This window comes from Rossellomorea sp. ABR4_004, from assembly GCF_056159585.1.
Genome location: NZ_JBSWVM010000001.1, coordinates 1,750,885 through 1,777,286 on the forward strand (window position 1 = coordinate 1,750,885; position 26,402 = coordinate 1,777,286).

The following is a 26,402-nucleotide window of genomic DNA, read 5'->3' on the forward strand; positions in this document are numbered from 1 at the left end:
AGGTCATAAGCTAAATGGCCCAAGAAGGCAAAAAACGCCTTCCCGGTCCATTCATCTTATGCTTGTCGGGGCTGGTCGAGCCGCCTCTGCTTTTAGTACTTTCCCGCTATTCCCGCAGGAGTCGAGCACCTTCCGCTACAATCAACTTTCTAAGCATGAATTACTTAATGACTACATAGAAACAAAAACATCTTTAAAAACCTTGCCTGCATTTTCACCCCAAACGAAAAAGAGAGATACATAAAGCATCTCCCTCTATCTTTAATTGGTTACTTCTTCTTTTTCCCTAATCTTCTTCTTCATCCGTTCACGATCGCGCTCAAGCACAGGTTTCAGGTATTTTCCTGTGTAAGAACCTTGTACTTCGGCCACTTTTTCAGGGGTTCCGCTGGCAACAATCGTACCACCTTTGTCCCCACCTTCAGGGCCAAGATCTACAAGGTAATCGGCTGCTTTAATGACATCGAGATTGTGTTCGATGACGAGGACCGTATCTCCGTTTTCAACAAGGCGTTGAAGAACAACTAAAAGTCTGGCGATGTCATCCACATGAAGTCCGGTTGTCGGCTCATCCAGAATGTAGAGAGAGCGGCCGGTAGAACGACGATGCAATTCTGAAGCAAGCTTCACACGTTGGGCTTCTCCCCCTGATAACGTAGTGGCAGGCTGACCTAATGTGATGTAGCCAAGTCCGACATCAAAGATGGTTTGCAGCTTACGTTTGATCTTCGGGATGTTTTCAAAGAATTTCACTGCGTCTTCGACTGTCATCTCAAGGACATCAGAAATATTTTTATCTTTGTATTTCACTTCAAGCGTTTCCCGGTTGTATCGCTTCCCGTGACAAACTTCACATGGAACGTACACATCAGGAAGGAAGTGCATTTCGATCTTGATGATCCCGTCTCCGCGACATGCTTCACAACGTCCGCCTTTAACATTAAAGCTGAAACGGCCCTTTTTATAGCCACGTACTTTCGCTTCATTGGTTGTGGCAAATACATCCCGGATATCATCGAATACCCCGGTATAAGTTGCCGGGTTGGATCTTGGGGTACGACCGATCGGTGATTGATCGATATCGATGACCTTATCAAGGTGTTCCATCCCTTTCACTTCTTTATGCTCACCAGGTTTTGATTTCGCATTGTGAAGCTTTTGAGCCAGTGACTTATGCAGGATTTCATTGATCAGCGTACTTTTGCCGGATCCCGATACTCCAGTCACAGCTGTGAAAATTCCTAATGGCAGCTTCACTTTGACGTTGTTCAGGTTATTTTCTTTCGCTCCCACAATCTCCAAATACCGGCCATCCGGTTTACGTCTTTCCTGCGGAAGAGGGATGAACTTCTTCCCTGAAAGGTACTGACCCGTTAATGAGTTCGAGTCATCCATCACTTCCTGTGGTGTTCCAGCAGACACCACTTCTCCCCCATGAACACCCGCTCCGGGTCCGATATCGATGAGGTAGTCAGCTGCCATCATCGTATCTTCATCATGCTCGACTACGATCAGGGTGTTTCCTATTTCCCTCATATTCTTTAAGGTGTCGATCAGTCGGTCATTGTCCCGCTGGTGTAATCCGATGGACGGCTCATCAAGTATGTAGAGAACCCCCGTCAGACGTGAACCGATTTGAGTCGCTAATCGAATCCGTTGAGCCTCTCCCCCAGATAGCGTTCCTGCTGCCCGGCTTAATGTGAGGTACTCAAGTCCAACATTGACCAGGAATCCGAGGCGTTCACGAATCTCCCTTAAAATAAGATTGGCAATCTTCATATCTTTTTCCGATAGCTCAAGCTTTTGGAAAAACTCCTCTGCTTCTTCAATCGAAAAGGCCGTTACTTCCCCTATATGAAGAGAATCTACTTTTACGGCTAAACTCTCTTCTTTTAAACGGTGGCCTTTACAAGTCGGGCAATCCTGCTGCGCCATATATTTCTCCATCTGTTCACGGATATAATCAGAGCTTGTTTCACGGTAACGGCGCTCAACATTCGGGATGACTCCCTCGAAACGAAGATAGTTTTCACGAACCTGGCCGAAATCGTTCTCGTAACGGAAGTAAATGTCATCTTTGCCCGATCCATATAGGACCTTATCCATTTGTTGTTTCGGAATGTCCTTTACTGGCATATCCATCGGAATTTCATAGTGATCACATACAGCCTTAAGAAGAGACGGATAGTACTGGGAGCTTGTCGGTTCCCACGGTGCAATCGCATGCTCGTTCAAAGTGCGATCCCAATTTGGGATGATCAACTCCTTATCCACCTCAAGTTTTGTTCCCAATCCGTCACAGCTTGTACAGGCACCGTATGGACTATTGAAGGAAAACATTCTTGGCTCAAGCTCTGTGATAGAGAAACCACAGTATGGACAGGCGTGATGCTCACTGAATAAAAGTTCATCTTCACCTATTACATCAATGATTACTTGACCGTCTGCCAGTCTAAGTGCAGTTTCAAGCGAGTCAGACAGACGAGCTGCCACACCATCTTTCACGACGATTCGGTCAATGATCACTTCGATGGAGTGCTTTTTATTTTTTTCCAGGGAGATTTCTTCTCCAAGGTCCTGGACTTCTCCGTTGATACGCACTCGAACAAACCCTTGCTTCTTGATTTCTTCAAGGGTCTTCACATGAGTTCCTTTACGGCCTGATACAACAGGTGCCAGAACTTGAAGCTTCGTTCTTTCCGGGTATTCAAGAATACGGTCGACCATTTGTTCAATTGTTTGGGATGAGATTTCGATCCCGTGATTTGGACAAATCGGTTTCCCCACTCTTGCAAACAACAGTCTTAGATAATCGTAAATTTCGGTTACCGTTCCTACAGTCGAACGTGGATTACGACTCGTTGTTTTCTGATCGATGGAAATCGCCGGGGACAATCCTTCGATGGCATCGACATCAGGCTTATCCATTTGACCTAAAAATTGACGGGCATAGGCAGAAAGGGATTCGACATAACGTCTTTGTCCTTCTGCATAAATAGTATCAAAGGCAAGGGATGACTTACCTGAACCTGAAAGCCCCGTTAAAACGACCAGTTTATCCCGGGGGATTTTAATATCTATATTCTTTAAATTATGAGCTCTAGCTCCTTGTACGATTATTTGATCTCGCGCCATAGTTCGTTCATCCTTCCGCCTTGAGCTCAAGAATGGTATCACGAAGCTGTGCAGCTCGCTCAAAGTCCAATGCCTTGGCTGCTTCCTTCATTTCCACTTCTAAGCTAGCAATAAGTTTTTGTCGCTCCGGTTTAGACATTTTCGAAACTTTTGTCTGTTCTCCTTCATAAACCCCTGCTTCTTCTGCGGCATGAGTTGCCCTGATGACATCCCGGATTTCTTTTTGTATGGTCGTCGGGGTAACGCCGTGTTTCTCATTATATTCTTCCTGTATCGTCCGGCGACGTTCTGTTTCATCCAGTGCTTTTTGCATAGAGTCGGTCATTTTGTCCGCGTACATGATGACTTTACCATTACTATTACGAGCTGCACGTCCAATCGTCTGGATGAGGGAACGTTCAGAACGCAAGAAGCCTTCTTTATCGGCATCCAATATGGTGACGAGCGATACTTCGGGAATGTCCAATCCTTCACGAAGCAGGTTGATTCCCACTAATACATCATATTTACCTAGGCGGAGGTCTCGAATAATTTCAATCCGTTCCAAGGTTTTGATTTCTGAATGCAAATATTGAACTTTAATACCTATTTCCTTTAAGTATGCCGAGAGATCCTCGGACATTTTTTTCGTTAAGGTGGTCACTAGGACACGCTCGTTTTTCTCGATCCGTTCATTGATCTCACCTAACAGATCATCAATTTGCCCTTCGATGGGACGTACCTCGATAATCGGATCCAGCAGTCCTGTTGGACGAATGATCTGCTCGACCATCTCAGGACTATGCTCCAACTCATATGGTCCTGGAGTTGCCGAAACATAGAGGAGCTGCTGGGTTTTCTTCTCAAACTCTTCAAAGCGCAGGGGACGATTGTCCATGGCTGAAGGCAGACGGAAGCCGTGATCCACAAGCACCTTTTTACGGGCCTGGTCCCCGTTAAACATCCCCCTGATTTGAGGTAATGTCACATGGGACTCGTCGACCACAATTAAGAAATCGTCTGGAAAATAGTCCAGAAGAGTGTACGGAGTCGATCCTGACGGCCTTAGTGTGAGGTGACGGGAGTAGTTTTCAATCCCCGAGCAAAAGCCCATCTCCCTCATCATTTCAAGATCATAACGTGTCCGTTGCTCCAGACGCTGTGCCTCGAGCAGTTTATTTTCTTCTTTCATGATGACTAATTGCTCTTCAAGTTCTTTTTCAATGTTCTTGATGGCCACCTGCAATTTTTCTTCACGGGTTACGAAGTGGGAAGCCGGGAAAATCGCGATATGATCTCGTTCGCCCATGATTTCACCTGTCAGGGCATCCACTTCACGAATCCGGTCAATTTCATCTCCGAAAAACTCTACACGCATACAGTGTTCATCCCGGGAAGCCGGGAAAATTTCCACAACGTCGCCTCGCACACGGAAGGTTCCACGCTGAAAATCGATGTCGTTTCGTTCATATTGGATATCCACAAGCTTACGCAGCAATTGATTTCGTTCGATTTCCATTCCTGTACGCAGGGAAAGAACGAGCTCCCGGTATTCCTCCGGGTTACCTAAACCGTAAATACAGGAGACGCTGGCAATGATGATGACATCTTTTCGCTCAAACAAAGAAGATGTGGCGGAGTGTCTGAGTTTATCGATTTCATCATTGATGCTTGCATCCTTCTCGATAAACGTATCCGTTTGAGGAACGTATGCCTCCGGCTGATAATAGTCATAGTAACTGACAAAATATTCAACGGCGTTATCAGGGAAAAACTCTTTAAATTCACTGTAGAGCTGCCCCGCCAATGTTTTATTATGAGCAATGATGAGGGTCGGCTTTTCAACCTGCTTGATCACATTGGAGACAGTAAATGTTTTTCCTGTCCCTGTAGCTCCAAGTAAGGTTTGATGACGTTTCCCTTCATTTATGCCTTGAACTAATTTTTCAATTGCCAGGGGCTGATCTCCCTCTGGTTTATATCTAGACTTGAGCTCGAATTGATCTTTCACCGTGAAACCTCCTATTATAAAGGACTGCTACCTTGTATTTACCTACTTATATCCATCTTAAACACTGTCCATTCTTCTATACACATTCTACCACATTTCCTACAGTATTAACCAACAATAAGCGAACAAAAGTTCGTTTTTTATTTTTGTAGAGATAACACCATCTTGGTTGTGGATAACTTTTTAAGAAGGAACAGTTTAAAGGCCTAAATCATAATTTCGACATTTTACGGGAGGCAGCAAGGAGCATATAAGAAGTTTTCGACATAATCCGAGCATTTCTATACACACCCTGTGTACAACTATGTGTATAAGTCGATATTCTTTGTGGAAAATACCTAAACTTATTCACAATTCGTCAAATTTCTTGTGCACAATGTTGATGAATGCGGATTCAATCTGTGAATAACAGGTCCACCCCCTTGCTTATTCACACTATTCTTTATTTATCCACAATTAAGATATTTCTTTCCACATCATTTCCCTCCCGACGTTTTCAAAGGAATATATGAAAGCTCTACGGGATAAAAACAGGCTCTATCTTTTTTTAAAAGATAGAGCCTGTTTTTAAATACTTCTATTCATCTGTCACCAAAAATTATGCACTTCTCTTCGCTCTTTTCATCATCCGGTCGCTATACCAGAATCCGACGGTCAACGAAGCGGCATCCACGACAATAAGGAACCATGAATCCGTATAACCCTTTGAAACCGACGCCGCAATGAGGGCTACGGTCAAGATCAATCCAACATAATGATTATACGTTACCCGTGTGAACAGAACGACAAGCAAGCCTGGTAAAAATAAACCTAAAATGATTTTAGACACGTTCAACTCTCCTTAAGGATAAGGGAATAACACATATTCTACCGAAGTTTCCCCTATCTGGAAAGGGTTTTCCTACTCCTCACCCTGCTGAATTAATCTTTGGGTCCTTTCCTTCAACTCACTATGAGGGATGAATTTTTCAGAAAGCATATCAGGCAGGATGTATTCCAAGAAGTATTGTACGCACTCCAGGTCCTTGTATTTCACAATAGTCGACAGGGCTTCTTGATAGATCTCAATAAATAGAGGTTCCGGATTCCCTTTTTGAATTTCTCCAAAGGATTCATACAGAAGATCAATTTTGTCTGCGACAGATAGGACCCTTCCTTCAAGGGTATCGTCTTTCCCCTCTTTAAAGCGTTCTCTGTACACTTCTTGAAATGGCGGGGGAAATTCTGTCGTAATGAATTTATTGACCATCTGATCTTCTACCTGGCTGAAGAGCTCACGCAACTCTCCCGATGCATACTTTACAGGGGTCTTGATATCACCTGTGAAAAGTTCCGCGTAATCATGATTCAAAGCTTTTTCATATAGTGCTTTCCAGTCAATTTCTTTCCCGCTCTGTTCTTCCACCGTTCCTAAAAACTGTGCAATTTTGGTCACCTTAAACGAGTGGCTGGCTACGTTATGCTCATGATACTTAAATCGCCCCGGACAGCGAATGAGGGTTTCTAGATCCGATAAGCTCTTAAAATAATGATGAATTCCCATGTTATTCTCCTCTCGTTGATCGACTTTATTTTATGAAAATAGTATCAAGTTGAAGGAACAAGGGCAAAGATTATCCACTACTCCTTGGCTTCCAACCCTTCTATTTCTCCTAACAGTATATTATTTAGAGCATCATGATAACGTGTGGGAATCTGATGTGAGGCTCCTGGGATCACATATATTTTCTTAGGATAGCAATCGTTATACAGTTTAAGATGAGAATTGATCCAATCCGACCTTTCCCCATAAATCAAGAGTAGCGGGATGGGAAGCTTCTCGACTTGCTTTATCCCATCATAATGAAGGGATTGCTCGTAGAAATGATACCAAATATGGGGGTTCGCCTTATTCATATGATCCCTGAGCTTCTCACGCTCAAGCTTGTCCTTGAAATGCGCTCGGGAAATAATCCCGGATAGGCGGGCCGGTTTGTCACGAGCCATTTTCATGCCCATATGGTGCATCCATTTCAGCTTGGGATTCGTGACTTTCGGGTATCCCCCAACTAGTATGAGGGAGGAAACCCGATCTTCATAGGTACAGGCGAATGTTTGTCCTACTATACCTCCTGCAGAATATCCAAGCATCACACATGCAGAAATGTTCAGGTGGTCGAGGACCGCCTTTATGTCCTCTACAAACTCAGCGATACTGATATTCTGATCCATAGTAAAGGAGTCCCCGTGACCTGTTAAATCTGGAATAATAAGGCGGAAATGCCTGGAAAGCACATGCTGCTTTATGAAGGTCATCCTTCCCATGCCCGGGGGATGGATCAAGACTAGGGGAGTCCCCTTTCCTAAATCGTCAAAATATAGGTCTCTATCGTTAAAATGAATCATTGCCATAAAAATAAATCCTCCCTCAACCGCTTTACTACACATTGTTCTCGGGTTAAGGGAGTTCTAGTCACTTTATTTAAATGAGGCGGACGGAAACCACACCGTGTATTTCTTTCATCCTGCTTTTCACTTGATGTTGTTCTTGTTCGAGGAGTTTCTGATCCAGATCAATCATGGTATAAGCCCACGTATGTTTACTCCGGTTGATCATATCTGCAATGTTGACCGCATACCCGGAGAGAACATTGGCAATTTGACTGACCATGTTCGGGATGTTTTGGTGCATGACCGTTACACGCATTTTTCCGCTATAAGGCAACTCCACGTCAGGCAGGTTCACAGCATGCTTAATATTACCCGTTTCAAGATATGTTTTCAGCTGCTTTGTCGCCATGATGGCACAGTTTTCTTCCGATTCTACGGTAGATGCGCCCAAGTGAGGAACAGGGATGACGTTTTTCATTTTCAATACCTTTTTATTAGGGAAATCCGTCACATATTTACGGACAATTCCTGCTTCAAGGGCCTTCTCCAGAGCATCTTCTTCCACTAGCTCACCTCTTGAAAAGTTTAAGATCGTCATACCTTTTTTCATCTTCGTGAAGCCTTCTTCACTCACAAAGCTTGCCGTTTTGTCTGATAATGGAATGTGCAGTGTTACAAAATCACACTCTCCCCATACTTCTTCAATATGATGAGCGCGCTTTACATCCTGTGATAAACGCCAAGCTGCGTCCACTGATATAAATGGATCATAGGCGACCACATCCATCCCAAGGGCCAAGGCATCATTTGCGACAAGGACGCCAATCGCTCCCAAGCCTACGACACCGAGCTTCTTCCCTTTAATCTCACTTCCTACGAATTCTTTTTTCTTTGCTTCTACGACACTTGGTACATCTTCCTCTGTTTCTCTTAACGTGTTTGTCCAGCCGACAGCAGAATATAGATTACGTGAAGAAGCGATCAAATTAGCCAGTACGAGCTCTTTCACGGCGTTTGCATTGGCCCCCGGAGTATTAAAGACAACAATTCCTTTTTCCGTACAGTGATCAATCGGGATATTATTGACCCCAGCACCTGCCCGGGCAATGGCTTTGACTGAAGCCGGAAAAGAGTAATCATGCAAGTTCTTCGATCTGACAAGGATTCCATCGGGATCCCCATTCCCATTCAGATGGTAGTTCAGGTCATCCTCGATCAGTGAAAGTCCGCTTTGACTTATGGCATTGTACGTATTGATTGAAATCATTTTCATACTCCCCCTTGCTCAGACTCAAATTTTTTCATGAAACCGATCAGTGCTTCCACACCTTCAAGCGGCATGGCATTATATAAACTCGCTCGCATTCCGCCCACGGAACGATGCCCTTTTAAAAATTCAAACCCTTCTGCCTTGGCTTCTTTTAGAAACCGGGAGTCCAGCTCCTCATCACGTGTTGAAAAAGGAATGTTCATTAAGGAACGATTATTTTCCGGGACAGGGTTATGGAATAACGATGATTCATCTATACAGGTGTATAAGAGACCGGCCTTCCTCTCATTTTCAGCCTGCATCCCTTCCACTCCGCCATTTTCTTTCACCCACTCCAGTACAAGCTTTAAAACATAAATAGAGAAGGTCGGTGGCGTGTTAAAGAGTGAATCATGCTTTACATATGTTTCGTAATTCAGCATCGTTGGACAGGTATTTGATGCTTGACCGACCAGACTGTCATGAATGATCGCCACCGTTACACCCGACGGACCCAGATTCTTTTGAGCACCTGCATAGATCATTCCAAAGGAGGATACGTCTATTTTCTCAGAAAGGATATGAGAGGACATATCGGCTATTAGTGGAATGCCTCCTGTTTCTGGCCATTTATGGTAACGCGTTCCTTCAATTGTATTGTTGGAGGTAATATGTACATAGTTTGACTGTGGTGAAAAATCTTCTGGTGTATAAGCAGGGATTTCGAACTTCTCTTGAAGTGATAAAGTTCGGACATTCCCAACCTTCTCCGCTTCTTTGACAGCTTTCTTCGACCAGCTGCCTGTCAGGACATAGTCAGCTTCTTGATCTGAACCCAGTAAATTTAGAGGAATCATGGAAAATTGCAGGGATGCTCCTCCTTGCATAAATACGACATGGTAATCATCCGGGATCGAGAGCAGTTCACGCAATAAACTCTGAGCTTCTTCTATTATATTTTGGAAAGGAGCAGATCGATGACTCAATTCCATCACAGACATACCCGTTTCCTGATAGTTCAATAATTCGCCTTGAACCTTTTTCAGAACAGGCTCAGGTAACACCGCAGGACCAGCAGAAAAATTATACACACGCTTCAACAACAGCACCGCCTAAAGTTCAGAATTTTTCAACAGTATAATCGCGCACAGTGGTTTAGTCAATATCAAAAACCAATGATGAAAACGCTTAACAAAACTGTTTTTAGACTTATGCGTGGTTATGGATTGATTCTTTGTCGTTTTTGAAAAATGACATAAAAAAACCGGCTCCCCCATTTACCCGCGAAGGGCAAAATGGAGGGAACCGGTTGGTTGAGTATTAGCCTGTTAGAATATCTTCTTTTGGATAGCGGATCTTTTCTTTGTCTGGTCTGGATAGGGAGAAGGCCAGTGTGAGCGGTCCTAATTTCCCTACAAACATTACGGTGATGATGATCCATTTACCTATGGCTGTCAAAGATCCTGTAATCCCCATGGACAAGCCCACCGTTCCAAAGGCTGATACCACTTCAAAGAGAATAGCCAGGAAAGAAGCATTCTTTTCTGTCATATCAAGGAAAAACAGGGCCGTAAAAACAAGGAGGACACTGATCATCGACACTGCCAAAGCTTTAAAAATATAGTTTTGATCGATCGTACGACGGAAAATACGAATCTCTCTTTTCTCTTTCAAGAAAGCAAACACACTCAATGAAATCACAACAAAAGTGGTCAGCTTGATTCCTCCACCCGTTGAAGCACTTCCGGCCCCGATGAACATCAAAAGAATCGTGAGCAGCAATGTGGAGCGTTCCATGCTGCCATAATCAAGCGAGTTAAAACCGGCCGTACGGGGGGTGACCGCTTGAAAATAGGAAGCGAACAGCTTATCAAGGAAAGGTAACTGAGCCAGTGTATTCGGGTTATTATACTCCAGGATGAAAATCATCATAAAAGCGAATACATTGATGACAAATGTCCCTACTACCATGATTTTCGTATGGAGTGAAAGTTTGCGAATCGTTTTCGATTTCCATAGGTCCACTAAAACAGTGAATCCGATCCCTCCTACAATAAAAAGAAACGAAATGGTGATGTTGACGATGGGATTTCCCACGTAACCCATTAAACTATCGGACCAGAGAGAGAACCCTGCATTATTAAACGCGGAAATCGAATGAAATATACTGACGTAAAGCCCTCTTCTCCAACCGAATTCAGGAACCCATTCAGACGCCAGTAATAGAACGGCAAATCCTTCAACAAGGAAGGAAAAGATAAATAAATATTTTACAAGCTTGATGACTCCTCCTACAGACGTCTGATTTAATGCCTGTTGAAGAAGAAGTCGTTCTTTAAACCCGATTTTCTTACCAAGCATCATAAAGATCAAGACGGCAAAGGACATGATGCCCAGTCCCCCGATTTGGATCAGACTCATAATGACCACTTCTCCAAAGAGGGTGAAGGCATCTCCTGTATCAACAACTGCAAGCCCTGTAACCGTCATGGCGGAAGTCGTCGTGAACAAGGCATCAAGCCATGTAATCGATTCTGTGGTGGCAAACGGCAGCTTGAGCAAACCCATTCCTACTATGATAAAGAATAGAAATGTCACAACGAGAAGTTGAGGAGGGCTTAACCGGATCACCTTATGTTTCATAGGTTATACACCTTCTTTTTCAAATCGATTGATATCCCTGTTATGTCCAATGACGATCAATAGATCTTCCATTTTGATGACTTCATCGGCAGAAGGAGAGACAATAACTTCCTCCCCGCGGTGAATGGCAATGATATTACAACCGAATTTCGCCCGGACGTCCAGATCAATTAACGTTTTGCCCGCGACTTTTTTAGACGCACGCACTTCAACAATACTGTGCTCTTTGGAGAGTTCGATATAATCAATGATCTTTTCTGACGTGATGTGATGGGCAATTCTTCGCGCCATGTCACGTTCAGGGTGAATGACTTTATCGGCCCCGATCCGGTCCAACACCTTCTGATGATAGGAGTTCGAAGCTTTGACCCATACTTCTTTAACCCCTAATTCTTTTAAAAGTAAGGTGGTAAGAATACTTGCTTCTATATTATCCCCAAAGGACACGATCACGTGATCAAAGTTTCTGAGCCCAAGGGATTTCAATACAGATTCATCCATGGCATTCGCCTGCACGGCATGCGTGGCAATGTCTATATAATGCTGGACGACATCATGATGAATATCAATGGCTAACACTTCAACATCCAGATCAGCCAATTCCTGAACCAGATTCCCTCCAAATCTTCCTAATCCAATAACTGCAAACTGCTTTTTCATGATGAAATCCTCCAAAACCTTTTTAATAGCTTAACCATCTAGTACTTCTTCATTACAACAAAAGCCCATACGGCTCGAACTTAGGAGGTAACATAAGGCGAACCTGTCGGGGCTTCCTGTGCCTTTATGGCAGGTTTGACTCATGACCTCCGGCCTCCGGATCCGGACTTCTAAACAACGCAAAAAGACCAGCAGGAACTAAGCCTGTGGTCATCCATAATCGATCACAAGTATCATCCTCTCCCAATACGCTTACGAGGTTAGCTGACGGATTCGGGTTATGGAAGTAGCCCTACCTTTCAATAGAAAGGATTCACCCCTTTAAAATACTTGGGTCCCCCGCTTCAAAAATGAATTAAGCGATAAAGAATATTCATTTGATGATAGATATATTACTCCTCTCCTAATTCGTTGTAAATAGGTTTTATGTAAAAATTTTTAAAAGAAAAAAAGGCAAAATTAAATGAATCCATCCAGCATTTACTGTTCGTTAAAAAGGTTTCTGTTTTCTATATCAGGGGAATAGCATACATAGGTATTAAGAAAATAGAACCAGAAGGGAAGTAGTGTATATGGCCGGAGTTTCATCCATTACAACATCAAGCAGTTCATCTGTTTCATCAAATGATATAAAACCTTGGATTAGAGGGTTTGCACGAATTGGATTTATTTCAAGAGGGATTGTTTATATACTGATTGGCACATTGGCCGTTATGGCCGCTCTCGGAATAGGAGGAAGCACTTCAGACTCGAGTGGTGCCTTTGCAGCAGTGGCCAGCAAACCCTTTGGGGAAGTCCTCCTTTGGATATTAGGTCTCGGCCTGATCGGAATTGTTCTTTGGCACCTCATTCAAGTCGTAAAAGATCCTGAACACGTGAAAAATGACGGTAAATCAATGTTTAGAAGACTCGCTAATCTCATCACCGGGATTGCTTACGGTTCTTTGACTTATAATGCTTTCGCCATTGCGATGCATGCCAAAAGCTCCGGTTCTGGATCTAAACAGACCTTATCTGCTAAGTTATTGTCTCAGCCCTTTGGTCAATGGGTTGTAGGAATTGTCGGACTTATCATTATTGGTTATGCACTCTATGAAATTCATAATGCTTATACTGAAAAGTACACGAATAAATTTAAACGGCATGAAATGTCCGAGAAAGAATGGGAATTGGGAAGAAAGACAGGAAAGCTAGGGTTATATTCCCGAGGCATGGTCTTTTTACTGATCGGTTATTTCTTTATTCAAACGGCGATCACAGCCGATCCTGATAAAACACAAGGTCTGGATGGAGCACTTTCCAAGATAGCTCAACAACCTTATGGACAATGGCTGCTGGGAATTGTAGCGGCAGGATTGATCCTTTACGGCGTGTTTCAAATTTTAACAGGGAAAAACCGTCATATGAGCATCTATTAAGAATGAAAAGGAGCAGCCGAAGGGCAGCTCCTTTTTTCTTCTGGCAACACTGTTAAAATGTAACTGGCTCCATTTCTTCTGTTAAAGCTTCCATATTATATCCTTGATCAGTCAACTTCTGAAGTAAAGAATCTAAATAAGCGAGTGTCGCAGGTTTTTCATGCATAAGAATGACCTTTGGCTGGTTTTCATATGCATAAGAAGCTAACTGATCCATGACATTCTGAACATACTCCCCACTATGATATTTCCAATCTTCACTATCTACATTCCAATCCCATAAACTAAATCCCTCTCTTTTAACTGCTTTCAAATATTCCGGTTTCATGTTGGGTACGGACCCATAAGGAACGCGAATCAACTCGCTTCGAATACCTGTAATGGACTCTAACGTAGATTGGGCCGTCAGCATCTCCCCTACTACCGATTCACTAGATTGGTAGACTTCGGATACATCATGGGTGACACCATGCAACCCGACACTATGCCCTTCTTCCACCATCTGTCGAACGGCCTCACTATGTTTATTCATATTCGGTTCCAGCATAAAAAAGCTCGCTTTTGCCCCATATTGATTAAGTACTTGCAGAATCTCTTCCGTATTTTCATTCGGACCATCATCGAATGTGATGTAAACCGTCTTTTCATCCTCGAAGTTCCCATGTTCATTCACATCGGTCGAATGGTCTTCTATTTCCTCTTCCTCCTTTGACTTGTCGTCATCCTCGATCACCACTTCACTGGAGTTTGTTTCTTGTTCCTCTTCTTGAGTATTGCTGCCAGTATCCGCTTTCCCGACTTCAGAGTGTGCTGCTTCGCCCTTCACTTCTTCAGATGATTCTTCCTGGACCACTACTTTCTGTTGAGTGGTTGTTTCCTTCGAAATCTTCGCTTCCCCAATGTCCAAAACCCACGAAGTTGAAAGAATGAGTAATAGCACGATCACTCCTGCCAATCCTCCCAACTCTATGGGCTTGATCCATTTTCTTTTTTTCCCTTGTCTCCCCATCTCGATCACCTTTCTGCTTTCTTGTTACGTTTAATGATAGGATCATAGGCGATGAAAAAGGTTACTTCCTGGTTACAAAGCAAGGGCGACTTTTGTAACTTTTTTGTTACTTTTGTCGATTGAGTTTACACTATACTAGTGAAAGCTATAGGCAGGATGTGATGATCAATTGAAGAAAGTTTTGTTCCTAATGGGGTGTCTCTTGATGTGCACGGGTTGCTCATTATTCCAATCCAATACATCATTATTGAAGCCGCCTGAACTTCCGGTTAAACAGCAGGAAGTGAAACAAGCGATTGGAAAATATGTTCCGCCACAGGCGGAATGGGTGTCACCGATTGAAGACAAACAAGCAAACAAAATGATTGAAGCAGATTTGAATCACGATCAAACGAACGAATTGATCGTATTTTATAGACTACCTGATCAAACCTCTCAATTGGAAGCCATTGTTCTAAAGGAAGAAAAAGGAGAATGGAAGGAAAAAATGAAATTGAAGGAACTTGGAAGGGAACTACATAAAGTTGAATTCCTCGACTTAAATCAAGATGGATACCAAGAAATACTGATTGGGTTCTCTTTCTCAGAAGACGCCTCAGACAAAGCACTGATCGTGTACGACCTGAATAAAGATAAGCCTAAGAAGCTGTTTGAATCCCAATATAGTGCGTTTTTTTCAGGAAACTTCACGAAAGATGATCGTGGGGAAATCCTCCTCGCGTCACTGGTACCAAACCAGTCTCATTCCGTTCGTCTTTATCATTTCAGCCATCATAAAATGAACGTATTAGATGAGCTGAAATTAGATCCATATGTATACCCTTACTACCATTCCTTAGCCGGGTCCATCTCCCCTTCTTTAAAAGGAGCGATACTGGATGCAGGTGTAGGTGCACATTCATCTACGTCATTCATTATTGGTGTTGAGGACGAGAAGTTGATGAATATTTTACCGGAAAACATAGAAGAGGAAGAGCTTTTCAGAGCCTATGCCGTGAATAGTGAAGATTCGAACGGAGATGGAATCCTTGAATTCACTCTTCAAAAAGAGGCAAGCGATGATCATCTCGCCTATTCTGACATGCCTTTCATCAATGAGTATTATCAGCTCAGCGACCAAAAACAAGCCGAGCTCATTCATCGATACTACGACAATGCAGCTTACTTATACAGGTTCGAGATCCCACAGGACTGGCCCTCTGTAGAAGTGGAGGAATCAGAAGACGGACGTTATGTGAAATTTCTTTCCATGGAAGATGGCAGCGTGCTATATGATGTATACGCGATTGACAAAGGTCAACCACTGCCAAAAGGGTGGAATCTATTATATGAAACGAATCAATTCACATATATAACAAAATACTCAGCGGCAATAGGCAAGCGTCTCGTCCAGCCTATCTGATGAGAAAATGGAGGTGTAGTTGGATGAAGCACATTTTGATTATTGAAGATGAAGAATCCATCCGTGGCTTTATCGAGATTAACTTAAAGCGATACGGTTACGCTGTCTTGCAAGCTGGAAGCGCAGAGGAAGGAATCGACCTGGTCAAGAATGCACACCCCCCAATCGATATTGTCTTACTTGATGTCATGCTCCCTGGTATGAACGGATTTGAAGCATGTAAAGAGATCAGAAATTGGAATCCATCCATAGGAATCATCATGTTAACGGCCAAAGTACAGGAAATGGATAAGGTTCACGGATTGATGAACGGGGCAGATGATTATATTCCGAAACCATTCAGTCCGAATGAGCTCATTGCTCGAATCGAAGCATTACTGAGAAGAATGAATGTTCATCAGTTCAAGGAGGAAAGCCAATCCCCCATCACGCTACACGAACAGAAGAGACTTCTATTTGTTCAAGGAAAGAAGATTGACCTTTCCCCGATAGAGTATGAATTACTCAGCATCATTTTCAAGGCAAACGGAGAAGCGATTTCCCGCAATGATTTGTTGGATGAAGTATGGGGACTTCAATACGCAGGTGATCCGAAGATTGTAGACGTGAATATTCGGCGAATCCGTCAAAAAATTGAAAAAGACCCTTCCCATCCTCACTATATCCTGACGGTTTGGGGATATGGGTATCGCTGGAATGACGAACATGGGAATTAAAAGAAGATTACTCATTCAGAACGTCTCCCTTATCACCTTGACCATTCTGTTATTTTTGGGCATTCTCGTTTCAGGAATCTATTCTTATTACTACAACGGTACAATAGATATGTTGAAGAATCATGCTGTCAACTCTTCACAGTTTGCCAATAAATATATGAACCTTCATTCCTTTACTTTGAGGAATGAATTGACTAATCTCCAAAATAACTTCTCCATCCCTCAAGCCGAAACACAAATATTGAACGCGAATGGAGACTTATTATCCTCTTCGACTGGTTTTATTCCGGATGAAAAGCCTGACTTCAAGGATATTGAGGAGGCATTTCGAAATGACAGCGGAACTTGGATCGGTAACCACCCCATTACAGGTGAGCATATTTTGGCTGTGTCGGTACCATTAAATGGAGAAAATAACACCATTGGATTGATCCGGTTTATAACATCCCTGGAATCACTGGATAACAATTTTCGAACAATCTTGCTTTCATTATTTTTAATAGGACTCGTTATTTTGCTTATCGTTTTTATGGTGAGTACACTTTTTGCCCGAAATTTAACGAAACCTGTGATTGAACTGACCGAAGCATCACAGAAGCTTGCCAAAGGAGAATTGGAAACGAGAATTGTCGGAAAGTATAAGGACGAATTCCGAACCTTGAGTACGTCCTTTAATGATATGGCAAGGGAACTCCTTAAAACAGAGAAAATGAAGAATGAGTTCATCTCCTCCGTTTCCCATGAACTTCGCACTCCCCTTACGAGTATCAAAGGATGGAGCGAAACATTGCTGACGGGGGATTTACAAAATGTCCAGGAAAACAAAACGGGGTTGACCATCATTTCAAACGAAACGAATCGATTAATTGGATTGGTAGAGGAGCTATTGGACTTCTCTCGTTTTTCAAATGAATCTTTTACGATTCACCTCACTACCTTTTCTTTCAATCGTACTCTCAATGACGTCATTCTTCAGCTGGATCAAAAACGGAAAGAAAAAGGGATATCCATTATGCTGGAAAGCGATGAGACAGTGGATCTATTCGCCGATGAAAATCGTATCCGACAAGTGTTGATCAATCTCTTAGATAACGCAATTAAGTACTCAGACCCGAATTCAACGGTTTTCATTCGTTATATCCAGGCGAATTCCCATTTTACCTTTGAAATAGAAGATGAGGGGCAGGGAATCGACCCGGAACACCTGCAACATATTGCCACCTTATTCTATAAGGAGAGGGAGAATTCAGATGGGGTAGGGTTAGGATTAGCAATCTGTAAAAATATCATTGAATTGCACCATGGAAAATTGTTTGTGAAAAGTGAAAAGGGCTCAGGTACAACTGCCGGTTTCACCATTCCCTTACGTTCTTAAAGAGCTTGGATTTTGAATCCAGGCTCTTTTTTTATAATGGATCAGGCATGAATTTTGACACTCCTTTCATTCTATTGTATCTTATGACAATGAATTCCTACTAAACCAATAAGAATTATAAATATGTATATTGGAGAGTTTGGGGAAATCTACTACTAAATAGAAGGAGTGGCTACAATGAAATCTCTTTGGAGAGGCTATCTCGATACATCCCTTATTGTGAAATTAACCGTCGCTCTCGTATTGGGGATTGCGGTCGGATTGATATTCGGCAAAGATGCATCCGTCCTTTCTCCCCTGGGCGATCTATTGATTCGCTTGCTGAAATTTCTTATCATCCCTCTTATCCTGTTTACATTGATGGTTGGCGTGAACCAGACAAATGTGAGCAAACTCGGACGAATGGGAGGAAAAACGTTCTTATATTATTTATTCTCATCAGCATTAGCGATCGTGGTAGGGATTGCTGTTGCAAGTATTTTCAACCCGGGAACGGGCATGACCCTCGATACGACGGAGAAATTCGAAGTACCGGAAAATCCAGGGGTGACCAGCGTACTACTGAATATCATTCCAGAGAATATCGTCACGGCGTTCACGGAAATGAACCTCCTGGGAATCATCTTTACCGCCATTGTGTTTGGTATTGCCATTTCTTATTTAAGGTCATCAACGGAACATCATGAACTGGGCGAACAGGTGTATAAAGTCGTGAACGGGTTAAACGAAGCAACCCTAGTCATCATGAAGGTGATCCTTCAATATGTGCCGGTCGGAATCTTTGCCATCATGGCGGAAACGGTCGGGAAACAGGGAATAGACACATTGTTATCATTAGGAAATATGATTTTGGTCCTTTACATTGCATTGTTTGTCCAAATTGCCATCTACATTGGTGCTTTGCTCGTGTTCAAGATCAGTCCAGGCAGGTTCTTTGCCCAGGCACGGACACCGATGATCACAGCATTTGTGACTCAGAGCAGCTCAGGTACCCTGCCTCTAACATTAAACGCAGCAAAAAATCTTGGTCTGCCTAAAAGCTTATATGGATTCAGCTTACCACTGGGGGCCACGATCAATATGGATGGCGCTGCAATCCGGATCGCCGTTTCAGCTGTTTTCGCTGCAAACGTAATCGGCAATCCATTAAACTTGACTGATATGCTGGTCGTTGTCCTCGTAGGAACACTGGCTTCAATCGGAACTGCCGGTGTTCCGGGAGCAGGCATTATTATGATTGCCACTGTATTCGCCCAGCTGGGGTTACCGATGGAGACCGTTGCCCTGCTGACGGCGATCGATGCTCTTGTTGGAATGGGTTGTACGGCTCTTAATGTGACGGGGGATTTGGTTGGTACGTCGATTATTGATAAGACGGAGAACAGAGACAATCAAGAAGGAGCTTCCATATAAATATCAAATAAAAAACAAGCTTGAGTCGGCCTCAAGCTTGTTTTTTATTAAGGACGGGATTTCCATTCCGTTAAGACGGCCATTAACTTTCCGTGCTCTTTTTCTCCCTTAACGGCAAACCTTAACCACCTTCCATCCAGCCCTTTGAAATTATGGGTATGGCGGCTCACAATACCCTTTTCCAACAGAAAACGAAATAAATCGGTTTGATCGTTAAGCTTCGGATCCCTTAAGAGATAAAAGTTTGTCTGACTTGGTGAATAGTCAAATTGGGATCGGTCGAAAAATGCAAACAGCTTCTCCCTCTCCTTTTTCACCATGTATTTAGTATGATGAACGAAATCTGTTTCCTCCAAGAGTGTTTCCCCTACTTTTTGAGCGATTCCGTTCACACTCCAATGAACTTGATAGTCTCCCAGTTCCTTTACGAGTTTCTCACCAGCCATCAGAAAACCCAAGCGTATCCCGGGAATGCTAAACATTTTTGTCATGCTTCTTAACACAAGTAGATTTGGGTATTCCTTTACCAGTTGGGCTACCGTTACCTCATCCAATGGAAAATCATAAAATGCTTCATCCACAATCACATAGCAATGTTCTTTATGAGCTTCCCTGACAATCTCTTTTATCTGTGAAGCTGAATATAACACACCTGTCGGATTGGTCGGATTACATATGAAGACAGCATCCACCTTTGAAAGATACGCTGCCAACTTTTTTGAATCAAGATCCCAGTCGTCCTCTTCCAGAAGTAGGTGATGAATGGTGCAGTCATTGATTTGACAAGCTTTCTCATATTCTGAAAAGGTGGGATGAATGATGAGAACATTCGAGTGGGCCAACCATCTCCCAATAAGATGGATCAGTTCAGCACCACCATTCCCTATAAGAATTTCTTCTTCCAACACCCCTTCTTCACGGGCAATTTTTCTTCGTAAAGATACAGAGTGAGGATCCGGATACGTCACGATTTCCTCTAATAGACCCTGCCATATCTTTTTTAAACGATCTGGCGGACCGCTGGAGTTAATATTTGCACTTAAGTCGACGATTTGATCAGGCATCGAAATATCCATTGCTCTATATGTATATTGCGGATTCGATCCATGTTCTGGTAATTTCAACAAGTACTCCCCCTATCCAAAGAATCATGATAAAAATGAGACATGCTTTCTGCATTCGGTTAATGGTTGCAGGGATATGATTCCGTTCTAATTCAAAAACCTTCCTTCCCATTTTCTCTCGTTGGGAAACCATCCCTTTATACGTGTTGAGGCCGCCCAGTTGAACCCCTAGACTCACCGCCACTGCCGCTTCTCCCCAGCCGCTGTTTGGACTAGGGTGTTTCTTGGCATCTTCCAGTAGAATTCGAAATCCTTCTTTGTAAGTGAAATATACAGGACGTATACAGAAAAATAAGATGAATCCTGTGATTCTACTCGGAATCCAATTCAGGAGGTCATCCAGCTTGGCTGATGCCCAACCAAAGTCTATGTACCTCTTATTCTTGTATCCCACCATGGAATCACACGTATTCACGCATCTGTACACGATGGCAAGAGGGGCACCGCCAATCAATGCCCAAAACAAAGGAGCCGTTATCCCATCACTTGTATTTTCCGCAACGGTTTCAACAGTCCCTCTTACAATTTCACTTTCATTTAAGTTTTCTGTATCTCTGCCCACGATATATGAAAGCTTTTCTCTTGCTGTTTTCAGATTGTTTTCTTCAAGTGGTTGTAATACTTCTAAAGCAGCCAATCTAAGGCTCTTTTGGGAGATGGTCGTCGTGATGACGATGGCTTCTACCAAGACCCCTAAGATTGTATGCATAGAGTAACTTGCCCAAATAAGGCAAGAGGTAAGAATAAATGCCGCCACTACCAATATCGATACCATCACTATCCCTTTCCTTTTTAGAAATCCTCCTTTATTCAACCTATGATCTAAACGGGAAATCGCCTTTCCCATCCATTTAACAGGATGTGGCCAGTGGGGCGGATCTCCAATCCATAGGTCCAGCAAATAGGCGATTGTTATAGCAAACAAGTGATGAATCATCAGGTACCCACCCTTTTCTTATACTTGGAAATCGCGTGGACGGTGCACTCATAAACTCCTTTACTAATCCTTTTTCCCAAGGGGGTAATCGTTCCTGCATATTCCAAAAGAACTCCCTCTTCAGTGCTCGCGATTAATATACTGTCAGTAGAGGTACCCGTTGCCCCGCTCCCTGTAACGGGGTCTTTTACATTATGAGCTGCAAGAGCTTTCACCTTGGCTTCTGTTGCAGTCATAACCCCTTGGATGCTTGCCGCCTCCGATACTCTTCCATTTATAAACACCCAGATGTTAATCGTGCCGGGTGAATGATCAAACGAATGCCGGTCACTCATACTCGCATCAACCGCATTGCCGACTCCTGCTGTAACGACAATGAATACAGAAAATGTCTCCTCCTCATATAACCCCCAGCACACATCTTCCAATTGAACAGCCGTCATCATCCCGACCGTTTCTTCTCTTTTTGCACCTATTTGCAGGAGATAACCTTGCATCTCTTCATAATGGTTATCACTCTTGTAGTTTTTCGATACATGGCGATTCACAAATGTTTTATACCAGCCTGTTCCGGCATTGGTGACGCCTGAGGAGACTGTTTTTAGTGGGAGTGGTGATTGGAGGATGATTTGATTCTTGGAGCAGGTTAGTAAGTGGTGGTTGATGATGACAGGGTTTTGCAACGTTTCTTTTCCACTTTTCATTGGTATCTTCTCCTCGCTTGACCTTCCTTTTTGATCATATAAATTTCACTCAATGAAGATTATTTCTATTAAAAAAGCAAACTACTATCAAAAAGTAGTTTGCTTGCAGGTCTATGAAACCTGGTGATGCTCCCAACCCGAAGACTCATCCGCAAAAATGATACCCAACTCGTGATGATCACCTTCATAGAGTGCTCCTTGCGTAAATCGGTTCTCCCCGTTTGTCCCTAGTACCTCAAGCTTGCAGTACGCCCCGTTCTTTTGAAGGGCTTCATAAAACGCTCTTTCCGTGTTTACTTCGACTCCGTTCACTTTCAGGACGATTTCTCCTACTTCCAGTGTCAATTTCCTCGCTGGAGAAGCAGGCAGTATTCCCAGGATCATGACTCCCTGAGGCTGTCTTTTGAAGAAATATGGTTTAGAATCCTCAGAGATTCTGTAGCGATAGGCAATCCATGCCCGTCCACCAACTGCCACAACCACTGCTCCGATTGAAAACATAGGTGCCAAGATTCCTGCTACAGCCAGCGTTAATACAAATGCTCCAAGCCAGAAAACCCTATAACCAGTATGCTTAATCGCAACTTCAGGCAAAGTACTTTTAACAAGCTGCTGAAAACCAAGGAGAAACGGCACACAAAGGAGAGAATACGTCTCTGTCCCCAGTGTAAATACCGGCCACCATTCAAATGGAAGCGTCAATGACCCGGTAGGAATCGGCACAAACATCGGCACAAGCCACAGTTTCTTCCCTTGATGGGCACCTACTTTCAGTCCACGTGCACTTTTAAGTAGACGGGGTGAAGTATGCTTCCACCCGTTCAATCGAATCAGGCTTCCTTCAATCATCGTCAACACACCAAGAAGCACAACGATGGAGCTCAGCAGCCCTACATCCAAGTTTTCAACATATGTATTCACATAAGGGATATCCCACTGAAAATAATCCACCGCAACCAGGATAAAATACGAAAACCCTACCGTCATGGTCGCAGACATGAGCTGAAAACGACTCGTCAACGCAAACAGGATGGACACCAATCCTATGAGCATGATTCCGGCGAAAGGAATCACAACCCCCGCTCCAACAGTTACGACAGAAAATAGCAACCCAAGTACAATTCCATATGATAATAAAACCCGCGTATCATGATAACCGTCCAGCAGTCTCGTATTAAAGTCTCTTCGCTCTCTTTTGACACGATAATAGCCCGTCATGATAGCGAAAAACATAGACAAATATAATACAGGATGAAGAAATAACTTTCCAAATCCCTTCACAACCTCAAGCAACCAAAGCTCAACCAATGATCCGTCACCACCTTTTTAAGAAAATTTGCATTATCTACTATTTTATCAAAAGACTCCCCTAAAACCTATTGCAATTTTATTTGATAGTTTTACGATTCGATTTCATTTCCGACAGCATTCTGCATATTTTCCCGGGAAATGATGTCGGATAGACAGGAAAAACAAGTGATTATGTGTGATTTTCAAAATGAAAATAGAGCCGACCATCATCTGATGGTCGGCCCCAAATTATTAACGCTGTGCTGTTCTTTCAATATATTCTAAAGCCGCCTGCAGCTGCAGGTCATTCTTCTCATTCTTAACCGCTTCAAAGATTTCTTCCTGTAATTTTTCCGCGGTTACAGTATCAATGATCCCTGTCACGTCAATGCTTTCCTGACTTTGGAAATCCTTTACAGCCCTTTCTGTTTCTTTACTGAAATATCCGTCCACACGGTCTATGGAGAATCCAAGTCCTTGTAGCATTTCCTGGGCGTTTTGAATCTGTTCATTGTTCATCCCTTCTTTAAGGGGCTTTTCAACTTGAAGCGGGTGGGCATAGAAATAGGACGGCTGTCTGACAGGGATATCCGGTTTGATTCCCTTTTTATGAATCCAGTTTCCATTTGGTGTCAGCCACTTGAACATCGTCAGCTTGATATTACTTCCATCTCCCATCGGAACGGCTTGTTGCACGGTGCCTTTCCCAAAGCTCTTCGTTCCGATAAGTGGATACCCTTCCGCTTCTTTTAGCGCTCCAGCCAGGATTTCAGAAGCCGAAGCACTTCCTTCATCTATCAACACCACAACTGGGTATGCTTTTCTTGCTTTACTGTTTGAGAAGGATTTCATCACTTCTCCACTTCGCTCTTGAATTTGCACATACGGCTTTTTCTCCGTTACAAATTCTTTGAGGATTTCTTCTACACTTGAAAGTAGTCCTCCTGGATTCCCTCTCACATCAAGGACCAATCCTTCTACTTTTTTCTTTTCAAGTTCTTCTAATTGCTTTTTAAAATCAACGGCCGTATTTTCTGAGAAAGTAGTAATCTGGATGTATCCTGTTTTCTTCCCATTGACTTCCTTCACATCAGAGAGGACCGTCTCGACAGGAATCTCATCACGTTTCACAGATACTTTGATCGGATCCGTCAGTCCTTCCCGCGTAATTTCCAATTCAACTTCCGTACCCTTTTTCCCTCTGATTTTCAAAGTAGCTTCGTACAGGTCAAGTCCTTCGATGCTATTTCCATCTACTTTAATGATACGGTCATTCGGTTTCAGTCCCGCTTCTTCCGCAGGAGAATTTTTAAAAGGAGCAACAATGATCAGCTTTCCGTCCATGATCGTGACCTCTGCTCCAATTCCTTCGAAGGAAGAATCCAATGCGTCATTGAATTGGGAGGCAGTCTCGGCATTCATGTAAACCGAGTATGGATCATCGAGGGTCTTCAACATCCCTTGAATGGCCCCTTCCACAAGCTGCCCCTTGTCCACATCCTGAAAAAACTTGTCACTGATCAGATCATAAGCCACTTCCACTTTATGAAGTTTGTCATTAAGCGCGCCTTTTCCGTCAAACTGAGCAAGTTCTTCCCCATCCTTGCCCGTCCATTCCAAGCCGCCATACATTCCTCCAGCACCGATCAGCATGCTAATGATGATTGTGATGATGAGCTTTCTGCCCGTCCACTCCATATATTCCCCTCCAGCTTGTTGTTGGTCTTTGTATAGATAAGAGTGGTGCGATTAAGGACGCCAGCCTTTCTTATCCAACGAAAAAGACACCACACAAAAACGCGCTAAGGCGGTGCGATGTCTTTGCTTATCTAACTATATGCCGGAGGGGGACGAGTTATGATAAGAGAGCTCTTATTTTGAACCGGTAAAAACTCTTTCAACGTGATGGTTTTTGAGATGAGAAGCAATGATTCCTCCCCACTTTTCAAATTCTACCAGGAATCCGTCATGACCAAAGGAAGTGGAGATAAAGTAGTGTTCACTCTTTGGTACAAGCTGAGTAAACTCTTTTAAATATTGAGATGAATAAATTAAATCTCCTTCATAGCTGATCGAAATCAGTTCGCACTGATAGTTCTTCGCTACCACTTCTGTTCCTCCTCTTCCTCTTCCGATATCATGTGAGTTCATCGCTTTCAGCAAGGTAAGATAGCTGTTAGGGTCAAAGCGCTTCCCTAATTTCTTTCCTTGGTAATCGAGATAGCTTTCGACATTGAATTGTTCGTTTTGCTTTTCTCGCTGGAAACGATGGTCGAACAGTTCCTGTGTCCGATACGTGACCATACCAACCATTCTGGCAATCTCTAACCCTTTTAAAATGGAGCCTGGTGGATAATGCCCCTTTTGAAACTCAGGGTCCCCTTCAACCGCCGTGATTCCGATGTGATTAAAGGCGAGACCGTAATCATTTAAGGCAGGGGTGACGGCAAGAGCGAATACTTTATTAATATAGGCAGGATAGAGGACACCCCACTCCAATGCCTGCATCCCTCCCAAAGAGCCTCCAATGACTGCTTCGATGTGGTCGATTGAAAGGTGTTGGAGTGCTTTATATTGGGCATGGACCATGTCCCTTATCGTAATACCAGGGAAGTCCGGACCGTAACGCTCTCCCGTGTCTTGATTGGTGGACGCCGGTCCCGTACTACCTTCACATCCTCCTAATACATTAAAGGCAATCACATTAAAATGGTCGGTATCAATATACAACCCCGGACCAATCAGTCCATCCCACCAGCCGCGGTCTTCACTCGTCCCCTTTACGATATGGGTCCCGGTGAGGGCATGGCAAACCAGGATGGTCGGTCCTTCTTTGTTTCCTGTTCGTTCATACGTAAGATCTACATGTTTCAACGTGGTGCCTGACTCTAATGTTAGGGATGGGATGGCAATGGAGCCAACTTCATATGTGTATGGTTTCTCCACTCCTCCACCTCCTTTTTTGGT

The 26,402-nt window shown here is 43.3% G+C and carries 21 protein-coding genes and 1 riboswitch; of the genes, 5 read left to right on the forward strand and 16 right to left on the reverse strand.

What is annotated here, in order from left to right:
* Positions 1 to 261 precede the first annotated feature (261 nt).
* From uvrA to ACXAF2_RS09090, 9 genes are all read right to left on the reverse strand, one after another.
* On the reverse strand, positions 262 to 3,135 hold the full coding sequence (gene uvrA / locus ACXAF2_RS09050; protein ID WP_475138249.1) for an excinuclease ABC subunit UvrA: 2,874 nt from the start codon (positions 3,133 to 3,135) through the stop codon (positions 262 to 264).
* Positions 3,136 to 3,142: 7 nt separating this feature from the next.
* Positions 3,143 to 5,125, reverse strand: coding sequence for an excinuclease ABC subunit UvrB (gene uvrB / locus ACXAF2_RS09055; protein ID WP_475138250.1), 1,983 nt, complete (start codon positions 5,123 to 5,125; stop codon positions 3,143 to 3,145).
* Positions 5,126 to 5,723: 598 nt separating this feature from the next.
* Positions 5,724 to 5,954 (reverse strand): CsbA family protein, encoded by a 231-nt coding sequence (locus ACXAF2_RS09060; RefSeq protein WP_475138251.1) that lies wholly within the window; start codon positions 5,952 to 5,954, stop codon positions 5,724 to 5,726.
* A gap of 72 nt (positions 5,955 to 6,026) precedes the next feature.
* Positions 6,027 to 6,668 carry an HD domain-containing protein gene (locus tag ACXAF2_RS09065; protein ID WP_475138252.1) on the reverse strand — a complete coding sequence of 214 codons (642 nt, stop codon included), beginning with the start codon at positions 6,666 to 6,668 and terminating at the stop codon, positions 6,027 to 6,029.
* Between the two features lie 77 nt (positions 6,669 to 6,745).
* A complete protein-coding gene (locus ACXAF2_RS09070) occupies positions 6,746 to 7,516 on the reverse strand; it encodes an alpha/beta fold hydrolase (protein WP_475138253.1) in 771 nt (256 codons plus the stop codon).
* 70 nt (positions 7,517 to 7,586) lie between these two features.
* Positions 7,587 to 8,762 (reverse strand): phosphoglycerate dehydrogenase, encoded by a 1,176-nt coding sequence (locus tag ACXAF2_RS09075; protein ID WP_475138254.1) that lies wholly within the window; start codon positions 8,760 to 8,762, stop codon positions 7,587 to 7,589.
* A 2-nt stretch (positions 8,763 to 8,764) separates the two neighbouring features.
* Entirely contained in the window at positions 8,765 to 9,844 is a 1,080-nt protein-coding gene (gene serC, locus ACXAF2_RS09080; RefSeq protein WP_475138255.1) for a 3-phosphoserine/phosphohydroxythreonine transaminase, read from the reverse strand.
* A gap of 220 nt (positions 9,845 to 10,064) precedes the next feature.
* Positions 10,065 to 11,387, reverse strand: coding sequence for a TrkH family potassium uptake protein (locus ACXAF2_RS09085; RefSeq protein WP_475138256.1), 1,323 nt, complete (start codon positions 11,385 to 11,387; stop codon positions 10,065 to 10,067).
* A gap of 3 nt (positions 11,388 to 11,390) precedes the next feature.
* On the reverse strand, positions 11,391 to 12,047 hold the full coding sequence (locus ACXAF2_RS09090) for a potassium channel family protein (RefSeq protein ID WP_475138257.1): 657 nt from the start codon (positions 12,045 to 12,047) through the stop codon (positions 11,391 to 11,393).
* A gap of 233 nt (positions 12,048 to 12,280) precedes the next feature.
* Positions 12,281 to 12,419, reverse strand: a riboswitch (cyclic di-AMP (ydaO/yuaA leader).
* Positions 12,420 to 12,619: 200 nt separating this feature from the next.
* On the opposite strand from ACXAF2_RS09090, the gene ACXAF2_RS09095 reads away from it, so the two are divergent.
* Positions 12,620 to 13,465, forward strand: coding sequence for a DUF1206 domain-containing protein (locus ACXAF2_RS09095; protein ID WP_475138258.1), 846 nt, complete (start codon positions 12,620 to 12,622; stop codon positions 13,463 to 13,465).
* 52 nt (positions 13,466 to 13,517) lie between these two features.
* On the opposite strand, the gene ACXAF2_RS09100 is transcribed toward ACXAF2_RS09095, so the two are convergent.
* On the reverse strand, positions 13,518 to 14,474 hold the full coding sequence (locus ACXAF2_RS09100; protein WP_475138259.1) for a polysaccharide deacetylase family protein: 957 nt from the start codon (positions 14,472 to 14,474) through the stop codon (positions 13,518 to 13,520).
* A gap of 205 nt (positions 14,475 to 14,679) precedes the next feature.
* Between ACXAF2_RS09100 and ACXAF2_RS09105 the strand changes: the two genes are divergently transcribed.
* The 4 genes from ACXAF2_RS09105 to ACXAF2_RS09120 all read left to right on the forward strand — a co-directional run bounded on the left by ACXAF2_RS09105 (position 14,680) and on the right by ACXAF2_RS09120 (position 19,380).
* Entirely contained in the window at positions 14,680 to 15,876 is a 1,197-nt protein-coding gene (locus ACXAF2_RS09105; RefSeq protein ID WP_475138260.1) for a hypothetical protein, read from the forward strand.
* A 23-nt stretch (positions 15,877 to 15,899) separates the two neighbouring features.
* Positions 15,900 to 16,592: a response regulator transcription factor gene (locus ACXAF2_RS09110; protein ID WP_475138261.1), complete on the forward strand. Its 693-nt coding sequence runs from the start codon at positions 15,900 to 15,902 to the stop codon at positions 16,590 to 16,592.
* Complete coding sequence (locus ACXAF2_RS09115) at positions 16,573 to 17,967, forward strand: sensor histidine kinase (RefSeq protein ID WP_475138262.1); 1,395 nt, start codon at positions 16,573 to 16,575, stop codon at positions 17,965 to 17,967. The genes ACXAF2_RS09110 and ACXAF2_RS09115 overlap by 20 nt, the downstream gene beginning before the upstream one ends.
* 177 nt (positions 17,968 to 18,144) lie before the next feature.
* Positions 18,145 to 19,380 carry a dicarboxylate/amino acid:cation symporter gene (locus ACXAF2_RS09120; RefSeq protein ID WP_475138263.1) on the forward strand — a complete coding sequence of 412 codons (1,236 nt, stop codon included), beginning with the start codon at positions 18,145 to 18,147 and terminating at the stop codon, positions 19,378 to 19,380.
* A 47-nt stretch (positions 19,381 to 19,427) separates the two neighbouring features.
* On the opposite strand, the gene cobD is transcribed toward ACXAF2_RS09120, so the two are convergent.
* The 6 genes from cobD to metX all read right to left on the reverse strand — a co-directional run bounded on the left by cobD (position 19,428) and on the right by metX (position 26,381).
* Positions 19,428 to 20,504, reverse strand: coding sequence for a threonine-phosphate decarboxylase CobD (gene cobD / locus ACXAF2_RS09125; protein ID WP_475138264.1), 1,077 nt, complete (start codon positions 20,502 to 20,504; stop codon positions 19,428 to 19,430).
* Positions 20,461 to 21,441, reverse strand: a complete 981-nt coding sequence (cbiB, locus tag ACXAF2_RS09130; protein ID WP_475138265.1) for an adenosylcobinamide-phosphate synthase CbiB — start codon at positions 21,439 to 21,441, stop codon at positions 20,461 to 20,463. The genes cobD and cbiB overlap by 44 nt, the downstream gene beginning before the upstream one ends.
* Positions 21,441 to 22,145, reverse strand: coding sequence for an adenosylcobinamide amidohydrolase (locus ACXAF2_RS09135; protein WP_475138266.1), 705 nt, complete (start codon positions 22,143 to 22,145; stop codon positions 21,441 to 21,443). Before ACXAF2_RS09135 ends, cbiB begins: the two co-directional genes overlap by 1 nt.
* Positions 22,146 to 22,256: 111 nt before the next feature.
* Positions 22,257 to 23,453 (reverse strand): PDZ domain-containing protein, encoded by a 1,197-nt coding sequence (locus ACXAF2_RS09140; RefSeq protein ID WP_475138267.1) that lies wholly within the window; start codon positions 23,451 to 23,453, stop codon positions 22,257 to 22,259.
* Positions 23,454 to 23,687: 234 nt separating this feature from the next.
* Positions 23,688 to 25,133: a S41 family peptidase gene (locus ACXAF2_RS09145; protein WP_475138268.1), complete on the reverse strand. Its 1,446-nt coding sequence runs from the start codon at positions 25,131 to 25,133 to the stop codon at positions 23,688 to 23,690.
* Positions 25,134 to 25,307: 174 nt separating this feature from the next.
* Positions 25,308 to 26,381 (reverse strand): homoserine O-acetyltransferase MetX, encoded by a 1,074-nt coding sequence (metX, locus tag ACXAF2_RS09150; RefSeq protein ID WP_475138269.1) that lies wholly within the window; start codon positions 26,379 to 26,381, stop codon positions 25,308 to 25,310.
* Positions 26,382 to 26,402 lie beyond the last annotated feature (21 nt).